This is a genomic window from Devosia sp. Root685 (assembly GCF_001427875.1).
GTDB lineage: Bacteria > Pseudomonadota > Alphaproteobacteria > Rhizobiales > Devosiaceae > Devosia.
This window is the reverse complement of the sequence record NZ_LMHK01000002.1, coordinates 401,247-415,126: the sequence shown is the minus strand read 5'-3', so window position 1 is coordinate 415,126 and position 13,880 is coordinate 401,247. Positions and strand designations below refer to the sequence as shown.

12 protein-coding genes are annotated in these 13,880 nt (G+C 61.2%); 6 read left to right on the top strand and 6 right to left on the bottom strand.

Annotation, left to right across the window (positions count from 1 at the left end):
- From ASD83_RS10620 to ASD83_RS10610, 3 genes are all read right to left on the bottom strand, one after another.
- A complete protein-coding gene (locus ASD83_RS10620; protein WP_056310681.1) occupies window positions 1-537 on the bottom strand; it encodes a cob(I)yrinic acid a,c-diamide adenosyltransferase in 537 nt (178 codons plus the stop codon).
- A gap of 197 nt (window positions 538-734) precedes the next feature.
- Window positions 735-1,652 (bottom strand): ABC transporter substrate-binding protein, encoded by a 918-nt coding sequence (locus ASD83_RS10615; RefSeq protein ID WP_056310679.1) that lies wholly within the window; start codon window positions 1,650-1,652, stop codon window positions 735-737.
- Between the two features lie 78 nt (window positions 1,653-1,730).
- Window positions 1,731-2,624 carry a LysR family transcriptional regulator gene (locus ASD83_RS10610; protein WP_056310678.1) on the bottom strand — a complete coding sequence of 298 codons (894 nt, stop codon included), beginning with the start codon at window positions 2,622-2,624 and terminating at the stop codon, window positions 1,731-1,733.
- Between the two features lie 261 nt (window positions 2,625-2,885).
- Between ASD83_RS10610 and ASD83_RS10605 the strand changes: the two genes are divergently transcribed.
- Window positions 2,886-3,617 carry a nucleoside deaminase gene (locus ASD83_RS10605; RefSeq protein WP_200946499.1) on the top strand — a complete coding sequence of 244 codons (732 nt, stop codon included), beginning with the start codon at window positions 2,886-2,888 and terminating at the stop codon, window positions 3,615-3,617.
- Between the two features lie 218 nt (window positions 3,618-3,835).
- Here the strand turns inward: ASD83_RS10605 and ASD83_RS10600 are convergent, their stop codons facing one another.
- The gene (locus ASD83_RS10600) at window positions 3,836-4,693 is read right to left on the bottom strand and encodes an SMP-30/gluconolactonase/LRE family protein (protein ID WP_200946498.1); all 858 of its coding nucleotides are present in this window, start codon (window positions 4,691-4,693) and stop codon (window positions 3,836-3,838) included.
- A 7-nt stretch (window positions 4,694-4,700) separates the two neighbouring features.
- Window positions 4,701-5,423, bottom strand: coding sequence for a FadR/GntR family transcriptional regulator (locus ASD83_RS10595; RefSeq protein ID WP_056310673.1), 723 nt, complete (start codon window positions 5,421-5,423; stop codon window positions 4,701-4,703).
- A 220-nt stretch (window positions 5,424-5,643) separates the two neighbouring features.
- Between ASD83_RS10595 and ASD83_RS10590 the strand changes: the two genes are divergently transcribed.
- Window positions 5,644-6,651 carry a mannonate dehydratase gene (locus tag ASD83_RS10590; protein WP_056310671.1) on the top strand — a complete coding sequence of 336 codons (1,008 nt, stop codon included), beginning with the start codon at window positions 5,644-5,646 and terminating at the stop codon, window positions 6,649-6,651.
- Window positions 6,652-6,980: 329 nt separating this feature from the next.
- On the opposite strand, the gene kdgD is transcribed toward ASD83_RS10590, so the two are convergent.
- Window positions 6,981-7,889, bottom strand: coding sequence for a 5-dehydro-4-deoxyglucarate dehydratase (gene kdgD, locus ASD83_RS10585; RefSeq protein WP_056310669.1), 909 nt, complete (start codon window positions 7,887-7,889; stop codon window positions 6,981-6,983).
- Window positions 7,890-8,094: 205 nt separating this feature from the next.
- Here kdgD and ASD83_RS10580 point away from each other — a divergent pair, with 205 nt between their 5' ends.
- The 4 genes from ASD83_RS10580 to ASD83_RS10565 all read left to right on the top strand — a co-directional run bounded on the left by ASD83_RS10580 (window position 8,095) and on the right by ASD83_RS10565 (window position 13,871).
- A complete protein-coding gene (locus ASD83_RS10580; protein ID WP_156385917.1) occupies window positions 8,095-9,996 on the top strand; it encodes an ABC transporter substrate-binding protein in 1,902 nt (633 codons plus the stop codon).
- A 62-nt stretch (window positions 9,997-10,058) separates the two neighbouring features.
- Window positions 10,059-11,042, top strand: a complete 984-nt coding sequence (locus tag ASD83_RS10575; RefSeq protein ID WP_056310665.1) for an ABC transporter permease — start codon at window positions 10,059-10,061, stop codon at window positions 11,040-11,042.
- Entirely contained in the window at window positions 11,039-12,190 is a 1,152-nt protein-coding gene (locus ASD83_RS10570; RefSeq protein ID WP_082561109.1) for an ABC transporter permease, read from the top strand. Before ASD83_RS10575 ends, ASD83_RS10570 begins: the two co-directional genes overlap by 4 nt.
- A 7-nt stretch (window positions 12,191-12,197) precedes the next feature.
- Window positions 12,198-13,871 carry an ABC transporter ATP-binding protein gene (locus ASD83_RS10565; RefSeq protein WP_082561234.1) on the top strand — a complete coding sequence of 558 codons (1,674 nt, stop codon included), beginning with the start codon at window positions 12,198-12,200 and terminating at the stop codon, window positions 13,869-13,871.
- The last annotated feature ends 9 nt before the right edge of the window (window positions 13,872-13,880 follow it).

The following is a 13,880-nucleotide window of genomic DNA, read 5'->3' as shown; positions in this document are numbered from 1 at the left end:
TCAGGAAAATCGCCGGGGCTTCCAGCTCCGTTCCTGGCCTTCGGCCGCGAGCCGGGCGCCGACAAACAACAGGTCCGACAGGCGGTTTAAATAGACCCGCCCGTTGGCCGTGCGCGCGTCATCGAGCGAGAGCAGCCGGCGTTCGGCGCGGCGGCAGACCGTCCGCGCCACATGCATGGCCGCCACTGCCGGTGATCCACCGGGCAGGATGAATTCCTTGAGCGGCGGCAGATTGGCGTTCCATTCGGTGACCGTGGCGTCCAGCGCCTCGATATGGGCTTCGGTCAGAACCGCATGGCCGGGCAGGGACAGTGCCCCGCCAAGATCGAACAGATCATGCTGGATCAGCACCAGCGCGGCGCGAACATGGGCAAGAGACTGCTGGCTTTCGGCAAAACCAATGACGCTGTTCAGCTCGTCCACCGTGCCGATAGCCTCGATCAGCGCATCGTCTTTCCGCAGCCGCGACCCGTCCGAAAGCCCGGTCGTGCCATCGTCACCCGTCCGCGTGACGATCTTCGAAAGCCGGTGTCCCATTCAGTTCTCCAGAGCCGTGGCCTTGTTCGCCAATGGTCCTGACCTTCCGGGGCATAAGTGTCAATCGATCCAACGAGGGTATTCACTCGCTCGATTGTCACCCCGGCCGCCCCAGTAGCCCTCGTGGTGAGGTGCTTTGCAGAGCAAAGCCTCGAACCACGAGGGCGTGCCCGGATGCCTCCGCGTCAAGCGGCCACTCACCGCGTCGAAGCGATCCCGTAAATCTTCTCGATATCGTCGAGCGCCAGATGCGCAGCCATCACGCCGCCGGCCGTCGCCCAGACCGTGTCGGACACGGCATAGACATGGCCGGCCTTGACCACATCGAGGTTCTGCCAGAGTGGCGAGGCCATCCAGGCGTCGGCTTCCTTGGTCGCGCCGCCGTCGCCGGTTTCGTAGCTGAAGTGCAGCAGGCGGTCGCCGTCGAGTTCGGGGATACGCTCAAGCGTGATCGGCTCGGCAAGGCCGCTCTTGTCCTGCGCCGCGGGGCGGCCAAAACCGATATCACGGAGGATCGAGCCGGAAAAACTGTCATTGTTATAGGCGTAATTCTGGCCCGCGATAAAGCGCACGAGCCCGACCTTTTCGAGCACGCGATCGCCGAGCGCCGCCTTGATCGCCGCCACGCGGTCCTCATAGCCCCCAAGCACGGCTTCGCCCTCGGCGGTTTTGCCCACGGCTTCGGCGTAAAACGCCAGATTATCGCGCCACTGGCCGGTGATGTTCTCGACAAACACGGTCGGGGCGATGGCGGTCAGCTGCTCGTAAATCTGCTCATGGCGTTTCTTGTTGCCCAGGATCAGGTCGGGTTCGAGCGAGAGGATCACTTCCATATTCGGCGCCAGTTCTTCACCCACCAGCACCGTGTCCTTGAGCGCTTCGGCAACGTGATCGAACCAGGGATTGGCGTTGGCCGAGCGCACTGCGCCGACCGGCACGATACCCAGCGCCAGGAGATCCTCGGTCGCCTCATTGGTCAGCGCGACCACGCGCAGCGGCTGATCGGGAACAGCGGTGACGCCCATGATGTGGGTGATATCGCGGGCAAAGGCGGGCGTTGCGAGGGCAAGCAAAAGCGGCACGCCAAGGAGCGTGAGAAGGCGGCGAGAAATCATGACCGATCCATTTTGTGACTTATATAGTCATGTTTCATCAATCGCAGTCGCCCGGCGGAGTCAAGCCGTCCAGATGATCTAGAGCCGGTATCGCAGCGCCTCGACAAAGGCGGTGAAGGCCGGGGAGGGCTGGCGACGATTGGGATAATAGAGGTGAAACCCCTGCCAGGTGGGCGACCAGTCGGCCAGCACCTCGACCAGTTCGCCGCGCTCGATATAGGGCCGGCTGATGAATTCGGGCACATTGGCAAGGCCATGCCCATCGAGCGCCGCATCGAACACCGGCAGGATGCTGTTGAAGATCAGCTGCCCCTCCACCCGCACATTGAGTTCGCGGCCGTCCTTTTTGAATTCCCAGGCATAGAGCGCGCCGGCCGTGCTCAGCCGCAGATTGATGCATTGATGATTGGTCAGGTCCTGCGGGCTTTGCGGCAGTGGCCGGCGGGCAAAATAGTCCGGCGTCGCCACCACGGAAAAGCGCCAGTCCGGGCCGATCCGCACCGCGATCATATCGCGCGACAGCGCCTCGCCCAGCCGCACGCCGGCATCCATTCGCTGCTCGACGATATCGACAAAGCCATTGTTGATCGCCAGTTCGACGGTGATGTCGGGATATTGCCTGAGGAAACCGCGCAGCATCGGCCGGAAAATCGAGGCGACAACGGAATCCCCGCAGGAGACGCGAATGGTGCCCGCCGGGCGATCGCGAAAATCGCTGAGGGCCGCGATCTCCGCTTCGATCTCGTCGAAATGCGGCGCCACGGCGCGCAGCAGGCGCTCCCCAGCCTCGGTTGGCGAAACGCTGCGCGTCGTGCGCGACAGCAGCCGCACGCCGAGCCGCGCCTCCAGTCCCTTCATCGTATGGCTGAGCGCCGAGGGGGTTACGCCAAGTCTGGCTGCCGCGCGGGTAAAACTGCGCTCGCGCGCCACGGCGAGGAAAGCCTGGAGATCGTCGATCGGGCTACGGGCCATTCGTGAATCTCATTCAACACTGCATCGAGATTGCTACGCTAATCCGGCGCGCCGGGCTTGACCATCCTCGGGCCGGAACGCCTGACGCCACCATTCGCCAGCGCCATATGCGCAAAGCCTTAACGATCCCAACAAAGACAGAGGCCGCGGGAGGCGATGCACGGGTTTAAAGACGCGGTCGTTAAACCTCTGTAGCGGATTGAAAAGTAGCGTTCCTCCCACCGGTCAAGTCAGCACCGGCATCAGCATGTGGGGGACTTCATGACAGGCTGCACCTGCAACACGAGCCATGGGGCCGATTGCACGCATATCGAGCGGGCCGAACTCAGCGATCCGAACCGCCGGATGTTCATGGCCAGCGCCGTCGCCGTGGGCGCCGCTGCCACGTTTGGCTTTTCGCCAGTTTCGGCCGTCGCCGCGCCGTCCGACGACAAGAAGGTGTTCATGGAAGAGGCGACGCGCCTTGCCATTGAATCGGTCGAAAAGGGCTGGGGCGGTCCGTTCGGCGCGGTCATCGTTAAAGATGGCGAGATCATCGGGCGCGGCCAAAACCGTGTGTTGCTCACCGGCATTCCGGTCTACCACGCCGAAATCACCGCCATCATCGATGCCTCGACCCGGCTCAATCCCAAGGCGCTGCTCGGCAGCGACTATGGCGCCGGCACCATCCTCGAAATGATCCCGCGCGAAGAGGGCTCGCCCGACCCGGTGCCCGAGCGCGCCAAGATGCTAAAAGGCTGCGAAATCTACATCAATGGCGCCCCGTGCCCGATGTGCATGAGCGCCATTTATTGGTCTCGCATCGACCATCTCTATTTCGCCGCCAGCCTCAAGGACACCAGCGCCATCGGTTTCGACGACGCCTTCCAATATGAGGATTTCGCCAAACCCTGGACCGAGCGCCGCATCACGGTGACCGAAGGCTTTGAGCGGGAAACCGGGCTAAAGGCTTACGAGGCCTGGATGAACAAGGCGGACCGTCATCCCTATTGAGGGGTTTCGGACCATCAGTTTGCGCCGTCGCGAGACAATCGCGGCGGCGTTTTTTTGCCGAGCAACTTGAGTCCCATCCCCGGTGTCATTCCCGCGAAAGCGGCAATCCCTGTTTTAGAAACGGAGATCCCGCTAAGTAGGCCTCATGGTGAGGTGCTTTGCCTTTGCAAAGCCTCGAACCACGAGGGCGTGCCCCGATGCCATGGCGCCGAGAATCTTTACCCAAACACCCCCACCGGCACCCCCGGCACGTCCACCCGGAACTGCACGACCCCATCGCGTCCGTCTTCGCCTGAACCGAGACTGGTCACAAACACCGTCCTCATGTCCGCTCCGCCAAAGCAGGGCATGGTCGGCAGCTTCAGCGGCACATCCACCCAGTCCAGCAATTCACCCATCGCCGAAAAGCGATTGATCCGGCTCGCCGAAGGTCCAGCCGACCAGTAATTCCCCGCCAGGTCACACGCCCCGCCATCCGGCCGGCCACTGGCCTCGTCATTGTCCCGCAGACGACGGCGATTGCTGACCGCGCCCGTCGTGCTATCAAAATCCCAACAATCGAGCCACATGCTGCCGCGCGAATCCGAATGATAGAGGATTGTGGCCCCGGCATTCCAGGCGAGACCATTGGAAATGGCGATCCCTTCGGCAATCACGCGCACCTCCCCGTCGGGCGCGACACGATAGAGCTTTGCCGCGGGCGCATCGCCCGCTTCGCCATCCATGCTGCCGACCCAGAAGGCCCCATCCGGCCCCACCTTGCCGTCATTGAGCCGCATGCCGGGTTTTTCGTGCTCGATCCGCGCCACGCGTTCCCGCGTTCCGCGCGCGGGATCAAAGAGGATGACATCATTGCGCAGGGCCACGACCAGTTTGCCGTCCCGCGCCAGGCCAAGGCTCGGCACTGGCTCGCCAAACTCCCAGAGGCTCCGCGCGCCAGTGGCGATGTCGAGCGCGTGGATCGCGCCCGCCGGAATATCGCACCACAAGAGGCGTTCATTGGCCCCGTCCCAGACCGGGCTTTCACCCACCCCAAAACGCTCGCGGATCACCCAGGTGACATGAGGCTCCATCATGGTGTCCTCAATGGCCGATATCGTGGGCAAGGCTCCACTCGCGATAGCGGCGCCGGCCGCCTTCAAGATGCTGGCGCATGGCAAGACGCGCCGCGTCGGGCTGGCGATCGGTAATGGCGTCGAAAATCCGGCGGTGCTCGGTCTCGATATTTTCCAAAAACTCCGCCTTGTCCTTTTCGTCGCTGAAACTGGCGCCCAGCGCCCGCCGCGGAATCAGCCTTTCGCCCATTTCATCGACAAACAGACGAAAGCGGGAATTGTTGGTGGCGTCGGCAATGGCGCGGTGAAAAGCGCGATCGGCATCGGTCGCCAGCGAATTGTCGGCCAGGTGCCGGGCAAATTGGGTCAGCGCCTGTTCCATGCGCAAGAGATTGGTTTCGGTTCGCCGCTCCGCCGCCAGCCCCGCCGCCTCGATCTCGACGCTCATGCGGAATTCGATCAGGTCAAGCACTTCGGCAATATCCTGGGGCGCTTTCATGAACATGGAGCCGCCGAGCACTTTGGGCGGTTCGCTGACATAGACGCCGCTCCCGCGCAGCGAACGGAGGCGCCCCTCGGCCTTGAGGCTCGCAATGGCTTCGCGCACCACGGTGCGGCTCACATCGAAGGTTTCGCAGAGCTTGTCGGCGGGCGGTAATTTGTCGCCGGGCTTGAGGCCGCTGTCGGTGATCATCCGGACCAGCCCGTCTTTCACGCGATCGGTCAGTCGCAGCGCTTCGATTTCAGCCATTTTCGGGTTTTCGCATTCTCGATGATAACAGTCTGCTAACACTTAGCCGCCGAATGCGGTGCCTATCGCATGCCATGTTACGCCGGATTTGTCATCCTGCTTGCGTGCTCAATGCCGAAAATCGAATAAAATCCTCGGCAGGTGACTAGCCTCCGGCTTGTACCAGATCAAGATATTTCATACAGCTTGGTAGAAGTCATAATGCTTTAGGAATAGTGGCATGTATGTGGGCACTCAGCTCAGCGGAGAAAAGTTCAACGAGGTCGGGGATCGCCACCTGCGCCAGCTGGCGCAGCTGGGCCTGCGCCATGTCTGCGTCGATCCGGTCGGTAATCCACATGATTGGACGCGCGATGTCCTCGTGCGCCATATCGAGCGCATCGAGGCGGCCGGCCTCGTGCTCGACATGGTGCAATTGCCCATGTCCTCGGCTGGTGTCGACAAGGTTAAATCGCCTTCGATCGTCCTTGGCCAGGATCCGGAGAGGGAGCGTGAAGTCGATAGCATCTGCCGGCTGATCGAGACGCTCGGCGCCTTGGGTATCAAGGCGGCAAAGTACAATTTCAATATTCTGGGCATTCCACGCACCCCGTCCGAGCTTGGTCGCGGCGGCGCCATCATGTCCACCTTCCGGCACGACCAGACGACCGATGACGCGGTGCCCAGCCGCGCCGGCACTGTCAGTGCCGACGAGATGTGGGAGCGGATCACTTGGTTCCTCGAGCGCGTCGTGCCGGTGGCCGAGGCGAGCAAAGTGCGCCTTGCCTGTCATCCGCACGACCCGCTGACGCGCCCCGGTTATCGCGGCATGGAAGAGCGCGTTCTGGGCTCTGCCGAGGGCCTCAAAAAATTCGTATCCATCGCCGAAAGCCCCTATCACGGGCTCAATTTCTGCCAGGGCACGGTTGCTGAAAGCCTCGAAAATCCGCGCGAGGAAATCGGCGACATCATCCGCTGGTTCGGTGAGCGGAAGAAGATCTTCAACGTCCATTTCCGCAACATCAAGGGTGGCCGCTATTCCTTCACCGAGGAATTCCCCGATGCCGGCGACATGGACATGGCGGCGAGCTTAAAAATCTACAAGGAAGTCGGCGTCGATTGCATGATCATGCCCGACCACGTGCCCCATATCGACGGCGAAGCGCCGTTCGAGACCGCCTTTGCCTTCTGCTATGGCTACATCATCGGCGTCTTCCAGGCGAATGGCTGGGACCCGTATGGGGCGTGAGTTTTTGGTTCGGTGGGGCAAGCCAAGCGGTTTGCTCCACTTTACCTCATCCCCCAAAAACCATCACCGCCACCCCAATCCACCCATCCCACCCGCCCACGGCGTCATTCCCGCGAAAGCGGGAATCTCTCTTTCCAATCAATAAGATTGTTTCACCTCCTCGACTGTCACCCCGGCGAAGGCCGGGGCCCATCCTGAAATCTCAAGTTGGGCCCCGGCCTTCGCCGGGGTGACATCTGGTGGGTTGGGCGACTATTTGAGAACCCAAAACAAAAAAGGCCCGGATCTCGCGATCCGGGCCTTTTGGCGCAGGGAGGGGTGCCTTGGTCTCAGCGATTGGCCGCAATGAGCTGTGAAAGCTCTTCGCGCTCTTCGCCGGTCAGTTCCGTCAGCGGGCTGCGGACCTTGCCGGCGCCACGCCCGACCAGTTCCGCACCTGCCTTGACCATTGACACCGCATAGCCGCGCTTGCGGTCGCGGAGCTCGATCAGGGGCAGGTAAAAACTCTTGAGCAGGGCCGCTATCGTCGCCGTGTCGCGACTGCGAACCGCCTTATAAAAGCGCAGTGCCAGTTCCGGCACAAAGTTGAACACTGCCGAAGAATATGTGGTGACGCCCATTTCGAGATAGGGTTGGGCAAAGACCTCGGCGGTCGGCAGGCCGCCGATATGCACCATGCGGTCGCCGATCAGGCTCGAGATTTTCACCATCAGTTGCAGGTCGCCAATGCCGTCCTTGTAGCCGATGAGGTTGGGGCACATCTCTGCCAGTTTCGCGAGGGATTGGGGCGTCAGCCTTGTATTGTCGCGCGCATAGTAGATGACGCCGATGTCAACCGCGTCGCAGATCGCCTTCATATGGGCGATGATGCCCTCCTGCTCGGCAAACATCAGATAGTGCGGCAGGACCAGAATGCCCGCGGCACCAGCCTTTTCGGCGCGCTTGGCCAGCTCCACGGCCATGCGCGTGCCATAGCCGACGCCGGCCAGCACCGGCACATCAGGCGCGGCGTTGCTCACCGCGGTGCCGATGATGTCGTCATATTCGCCATCATAGCCGATCGAGAAGAATTCGCCCGTGCCGCCTGCCGCGAAAAGCCCCGCCGAGTCATAGGATGAGAGCCATTCCAGCCGCTTGGCGTAGGATTTGCGATCGAACTCGCCTGCGGCATCGAAGTCGGTCACCGGAAATGACAAGAGGCCCGAGCCGATCCTGGTCTTGAGTTCGTCGAAGTTCACGTCCGGCCTCCTGCGGGGCAATTAGTCATACTGATTTCTGTATGCCTCTCTGCATGCAACCTGTCAACGGCATCAAAAGGCGGTCTATGAAAAAGCAGTATGATTGATTATTGACATAGCCATTGCAGTCATACAAGACTATGGGCCTCAGCAATCGCCGAAATGGGAAAACCCAGCGGCGAATTCAGTCTGACGGGAGGGAAATTTGAAACATTTGAGGGTAGCCGCACTGGCGGGAATCTCGTTTGTGGCGCTGGCGAGCGTCGCAGCATTTGCGCAGCAATATCAACAGTCTCCGGTGCTTGACGGGCTGGATCTGCCACCCGTGGCCGAGCGCGTCGGGGCCAATCCGCGCGTCGTTACTCCCGTCAGCGAAGTCGGCAAATATGGCGGCACGTTCCGCGGCGGCATGGTGGGCGGCAATGACCGCAACATGCTCTTCACCTATTTCGGTTACGAGCCGCTGCTCACTTGGGATGCAGATTGGTCGGGCGACGTTTATCCAAACATTGCAAGTGCTTACACCGCCAGCGAGGACAGCAAGTCCTTCACCTTCACCCTGCGCGAGGGCATGAAATGGTCCGATGGCAGCCCCTTCACAGCCGACGACATCGCCTTCTTCATCGAAGACGTTCTGCCCGACCAAAAACTCTTTCCAACCAAGCCCGGCTGGTTGACCGTCGAAGGTGAACTGCCAACGATCTCAGTGACTTCGCCAACCGAATTCACCATTTCCTGGACCAAGCCCAACGGGCTTTTCATCATCAACGCCGCCAGCGTCTATGGCGTGCAACTGGCGCTGCTCAACAAAGCCTATTGCAGCCAGTTCATGCCCAAATACAACCCCGATGCAGACGCCAATGCCAAGGCCGCCGGCGTTGCCGATTGGGCCGAGCACATGACCAATATGTGCGGCGTCGGCATCGAGAACATCCAGCGCTGGCGCAATCCCGAGCGCCCGACGCTCGAAGCCTGGCGTATCACCGATCCCTATGTGGCCGGCGCCACGCGCGTCTCGTTCGAGCGCAATCCCTATTATTGGAAGGTCGATACGGCAGGGAACCAGTTGCCCTATATCGATGGGCTCAGCATTTCAGTGAATGCCGAAGCCCAGACCTTACTGCTCAGCGTTCTCGCCGGCGAAATCGACTATGAAGTGCGCCACATCGCCAATGCTGCCAATCTGCCGGTTCTGGCCGAAGGTACGGAAGCAGGCAATTTCTACATTTCCCCGCGCGAATCCCGCGTCGGCAATTCGCTCGCCGTTTCGGTCAATCTCAACTCGCATGATGCGGTAAAGGCCGGGATTTTCGGCAACAAGGATTTCCGCGTCGCCCTCTCGCATGCCCTCGACCGCGTGGCGATCATCGATACGCTGTTCCTGGGGCAGGGGACGCCACAACAGGTCTCGCCACGAGAAGGCACGCCCTTTTACAATGAGCGCCTCGCCACCCAATATCTCGAATACGATGTGGACGAGGCCAATCGCCTGCTCGACTCCATCGGTCTCGATAAGCGCGGCGGCAATGGTTTCCGCCTTGCGCCCGATGGCAGCCCGCTCGTCGTCAATGTCGCCGGGGTGACGGCGCTCGGCGCCCATGCCGATGCGGCCGAACTGCTGGTGCAATATTGGCAGGCAGTCGGGGTCGATGCGCGCTTCTCGGCGCAGGATCGCACGCGCTTCTACGAAGAGAAGACCGCCAGCCAGCACGATATCGTCGTCTGGGGCGCCACGTCGGGCGGCATCGACGTCTTCATCGATCCGCGCGACTATTTCCCATTCTCTACCGAGTCCAATTTCGCCGTCGATTGGGCGAAATATTATATCGGCGATGGTGGCACCGAGCCACCTGATTACGTCAAGGAACAGTGGTCGCTCTACGACCAGATCAAGGCGACATCGAACGCCGACGAACAGGCCGCATTGTTCCAGAAACTGCTCGAGATCGCTGCCGACCAATATTACCAGATCGGCATCAGCACAGCCATTCCGGGTCTGGCGGTCGTCTCCAACAATCTCGGCAACGTCCCTGCAGATACGCCAACGGGCTGGATCCACCCCGATCCGGGCACGCTCAATACCGAGCAGTTCTATTTCAAGAACTAAGCGTCCATTCCCAGCCCGGCCGAGTATTCCGGCCGGGTTCCTCGACCAAGGGATCGCTGCCCATGCTGATCTTCATTCTCAAACGGGTTGCCGGGATGATACCGGCCTTGTTTGCGATCTCGATACTGGCCTTCACCGTCATCCAATTGCCGCCCGGCGATTATGTTTCGACCTATGCGGCCCAGATTGCCCAAACCGGCGAAGCTGTCGACAGCGCCGTTCTGGCTAATCTTCGCGAGCGCTACGGGCTCGGCGAAAATATCGCCGTGCAATACTTCAAATGGATCGGCGGCATTGTCCGCGGCGATTTCGGCCAGAGTTTTGAGTGGAACCAGCCGGTGACCGAATTGGTCTGGGGCCGCATGGGCATGACGGCGCTGATCTCCTTCCTGACGCTGATCACCATGTGGGCCGTGTCGCTACCCATCGGCATCATCTCGGCGGTGCGGCAATATTCGATCGTGGACTATCTAACGACGACCTTTGCCTTTCTCGCCACGGCCGTGCCGGAATTCCTCGTCGCCATCGTGCTCCTCTACATTTCGACCATGTGGTTCGGCGTTTCGGTGGGTGGTCTTTTTTCGCCGGCCTTCGAGAACGCGCCGCTTTCCCTCGCGAAAGTTTGGGACTTCCTCCAGCACGCCTGGATTCCCATTCTCGTCATCGGTCTCGGCAGCACGGCGGCGTTGACCCGCATCATGCGCGCTAATCTCCTCGATGAACTGCACAAGCCCTATGTCGAAGCCGCCCGCGCCAAGGGCATGCCCGAGGGCCGGCTGATACTCACCTATCCGGTGCGCGTGGCGCTCAATCCCTTCATTTCCACCATTGGCTGGGTGCTTCCCGCCCTCATTTCCGGCGAGCTTATCGTGTCCACCGTTCTCAACCTGCCCACGGCTGGGCCCCTGCTATTGCAGGCGCTCAAGAGCCAGGACATGTACCTCGCCGGCGCCTTCATTCTGCTCACCGGCGGGTTGGTGCTGATCGGCACCCTGATCTCCGACATCCTCCTCGCCATTTCCGACCCGCGGATTCGTCTCTCATGAGCGCGCCCATCGATACCGCAGGGGATGCGGATCTTCTCGACCAGCAGGTGCATGCCGGCAGCCTGGTTGCTGCCAGCCAGTGGACGCTGATCTGGCACAAATTCAGCCGCCATCGCCTCGCCATGGTCGCCCTCGTGGTCGTGGTCCTCATTTATCTCGTGGCGGCCTTCGCCGAGTTTCTCGCGCCCTACGATCCCGGCAAATTCGATCCGCGCTATACCTTCGCGCCGCCGCAGCAAATTCACCTCTTCCTCACCGACGATGAGGGGACGCGCTTCGCCCCGCATGTGCTGGGCTTCAAGAGCCAGGTCGATCCGAAGAGTTTCCGACGCCTGTTCCAACCCGATCCGGAAAAGGTCATCCCCATCGGCTTTTTCGTCGAAGGCCAGCCCTACAAATTCTGGGGAATCTGGGAGGCAAACCGGCACTTTCTCGGGCCAGTCGACAAGGCTGATCCTTTCTTCCTGATCGGTGGCGACCGTCTTGGCCGCGATCTTCTCAGCCGCACCATTCATGGCACGCGTATTTCCATGTCGATCGGCCTTGTCGGCGTGACGCTCTCGCTCATCATCGGCCTGATCCTGGGCGGCATTTCCGGCTATCGCGGCGGGCTCATCGACCGGGTGATTCAGCGCGTCATCGAATTCATCCGCTCGGTGCCCACCATTCCGCTCTGGCTCGGCCTTGCCGCCGCCATGCCCAAGGATTGGCCACCGCTGCAAATCTATTTCGCCATCCTGATCATTCTTTCGCTGATCGGCTGGACCGAGATCGCCCGCGTGGTCCGTGGTCGCTTCCTCAGCCTTCGGCGCGAGGATTTCGTCATCGCCGCCCGGCTCGATGGGGTCAGCGAATTCCGTCTCATCATGCGCCACATGATGCCCTCGCTTTATTCGCACATCATCGCCGCCATCACGCTCGCTATTCCCAACATGATCCTCGCGGAAACGGCGCTGAGCTTCCTCGGCCTCGGCCTGCAACCGCCCATCGTCAGCTGGGGTGTGCTGTTGCAGGATGCGCAGAACCTGCGTGCCATCACTCAGGCTCCCTGGCTCTTCGTGCCCGGTATCTGCGTCGTTGTGGCGGTGCTGGCCCTCAATTTCCTCGGCGATGGCGTCCGTGACGCTGCCGACCCCTATGCCAAGTGAGCCGGTCATGAGTGACGAAACCATTCTTAGGGTTCGCGATCTCTCGGTGGATTTTCCGCTGCAGAAATCCGTGGTCCATGCGGTCAAGCAGGTCAGCTTCGACCTCAAACGCGGCGAAACGCTTTGCGTCGTGGGCGAAAGCGGCTCGGGCAAGTCGGTCACCGCCCGCGCCATTTTGCAACTCGTCGCCAAGCCCGGCGCCATCACGGGCGGGCAAATCCTCCTCGATACCGCCGCTGGCGAAGTGGATATCGTCAGGCTCGGCAGCCGCGGCCTCGCCATCCGCGAAGTGCGTGGCCGGCGTATCGCCATGATTTTTCAGGAGCCGATGACCAGCCTCTCGCCGGTCCACACCATTGGCCACCAGATCATCGAAACCATCCTGCTGCACGAGAAGGTCAGCAAGGAAGAGGCCCGTAAGCGCGCGGCCGACCTCTTGGGCCGGGTTCGCATTCCTGAGCCTGAAAAGGCGCTCGACCGCTATTCTTTCGAGTTCTCCGGCGGCATGCGGCAGCGCGCCATGATCGCCATGGCGCTGTCGTGCAATCCCGAAATCCTCATCGCCGACGAGCCGACCACGGCGCTCGATGTCACTACCCAGGCCGAAATCCTGTCCCTGATCCGCGAATTGCAGAGGGATCGCGGTATGGCGGTGCTGTTCATCACTCACGACATGGGCGTCGTCGCCCAGATTGCCGATCGCGTCATGGTCATGTTCCGGGGCGAGAAGGTGGAAGAGGCGGGCGTTTTCGATCTCTTCGAACGCCCGCAGCAGGCCTATACGCGGGCGCTGCTCGGTTCGGTGCTGAAACTGGAAACACCCGCACCCCGTCCGCCGCGCCCTGCAACAGAAAAGCCCATCGCGAAAATCGAAAAACTCGAGCTGCACTTTCCGCTCAATGCCGGCTTCATGGGCCGCCCCACCAATTATCTGAAGGCCATCGATGGGGTGAGCCTGACCATCAATCAGGGCGAGACGGTCGGTGTTGTGGGGGAATCCGGTTCGGGCAAAACCACGCTCGGCCGCACGCTGCTGCGCGTTTATGACCCGACCGGTGGGCAGGTGATGTATTGGCCGAGCAATGGCGAGCCGGTCGACATCGCGACGCTCGGGCGCAAGGGCATGAAGTCGCTCTATGGCGAAGTGCGGATGGTGTTTCAGGACCCCCATTCGTCGCTCAATCCGCGCATGACCATCTATCAGACCATTTCCGAGCCGCTGCGCACCAATACCGACATGACCGAGCGGCAGATGATGGATCGCGTGTCCGAACTCTTGTCGCGCGTCGGCCTGCCGCCCGATATCGGTGATCGCTATCCGCATGCCTTTTCGGGCGGGCAGCGGCAGCGCATTTCCATTGCCCGCGCCGTTGCGGTGCGGCCCCGCCTCATCATCGCCGATGAGCCGACCTCGGCGCTCGATGTGTCGCTGCGCCATCAGGTGCTCGACCTGATGCGCGATCTGCAGAACGAATACCGCCTTTCTTACCTGTTCATTTCGCACGATATTTCGGTCATCCGCTATTTCTGTGATCGCGTGGCGGTGATGAAAAATGGGAAGATAGTCGAGGTCGGAGACGTGGTGCAGATTTGCGAACGGCCCCAGCATGCATATACCCAAAGCCTGATCGGCGCCGTACCGCGCCCCGACCCGCGCCTGCGTGCCGACGCCCCGCAATAAGGAAGCTTC

Excerpts from the sequence above, each read along its gene's own strand:
- ASD83_RS10620 (WP_056310681.1), bottom strand. The coding sequence starts at position 537 with ATGGGACACCGGCTTTCGAAGATCGTCACGCGGACGGGTGACGATGGC.
- ASD83_RS10615 (WP_056310679.1), bottom strand. The coding sequence starts at position 1,652 with ATGATTTCTCGCCGCCTTCTCACGCTCCTTGGCGTGCCGCTTTTGCTT.
- ASD83_RS10610 (WP_056310678.1), bottom strand. The coding sequence starts at position 2,624 with ATGGCCCGTAGCCCGATCGACGATCTCCAGGCTTTCCTCGCCGTGGCG.
- ASD83_RS10605 (WP_200946499.1), top strand. The coding sequence starts at position 2,886 with ATGACAGGCTGCACCTGCAACACGAGCCATGGGGCCGATTGCACGCAT.
- ASD83_RS10600 (WP_200946498.1), bottom strand. The coding sequence starts at position 4,693 with ATGATGGAGCCTCATGTCACCTGGGTGATCCGCGAGCGTTTTGGGGTG.
- ASD83_RS10595 (WP_056310673.1), bottom strand. The coding sequence starts at position 5,423 with ATGGCTGAAATCGAAGCGCTGCGACTGACCGATCGCGTGAAAGACGGG.
- ASD83_RS10590 (WP_056310671.1), top strand. The coding sequence starts at position 5,644 with ATGTATGTGGGCACTCAGCTCAGCGGAGAAAAGTTCAACGAGGTCGGG.
- ASD83_RS10575 (WP_056310665.1), top strand. The coding sequence starts at position 10,059 with ATGCTGATCTTCATTCTCAAACGGGTTGCCGGGATGATACCGGCCTTG.
- ASD83_RS10570 (WP_082561109.1), top strand. The coding sequence starts at position 11,039 with ATGAGCGCGCCCATCGATACCGCAGGGGATGCGGATCTTCTCGACCAG.
- ASD83_RS10565 (WP_082561234.1), top strand. The coding sequence starts at position 12,198 with ATGAGTGACGAAACCATTCTTAGGGTTCGCGATCTCTCGGTGGATTTT.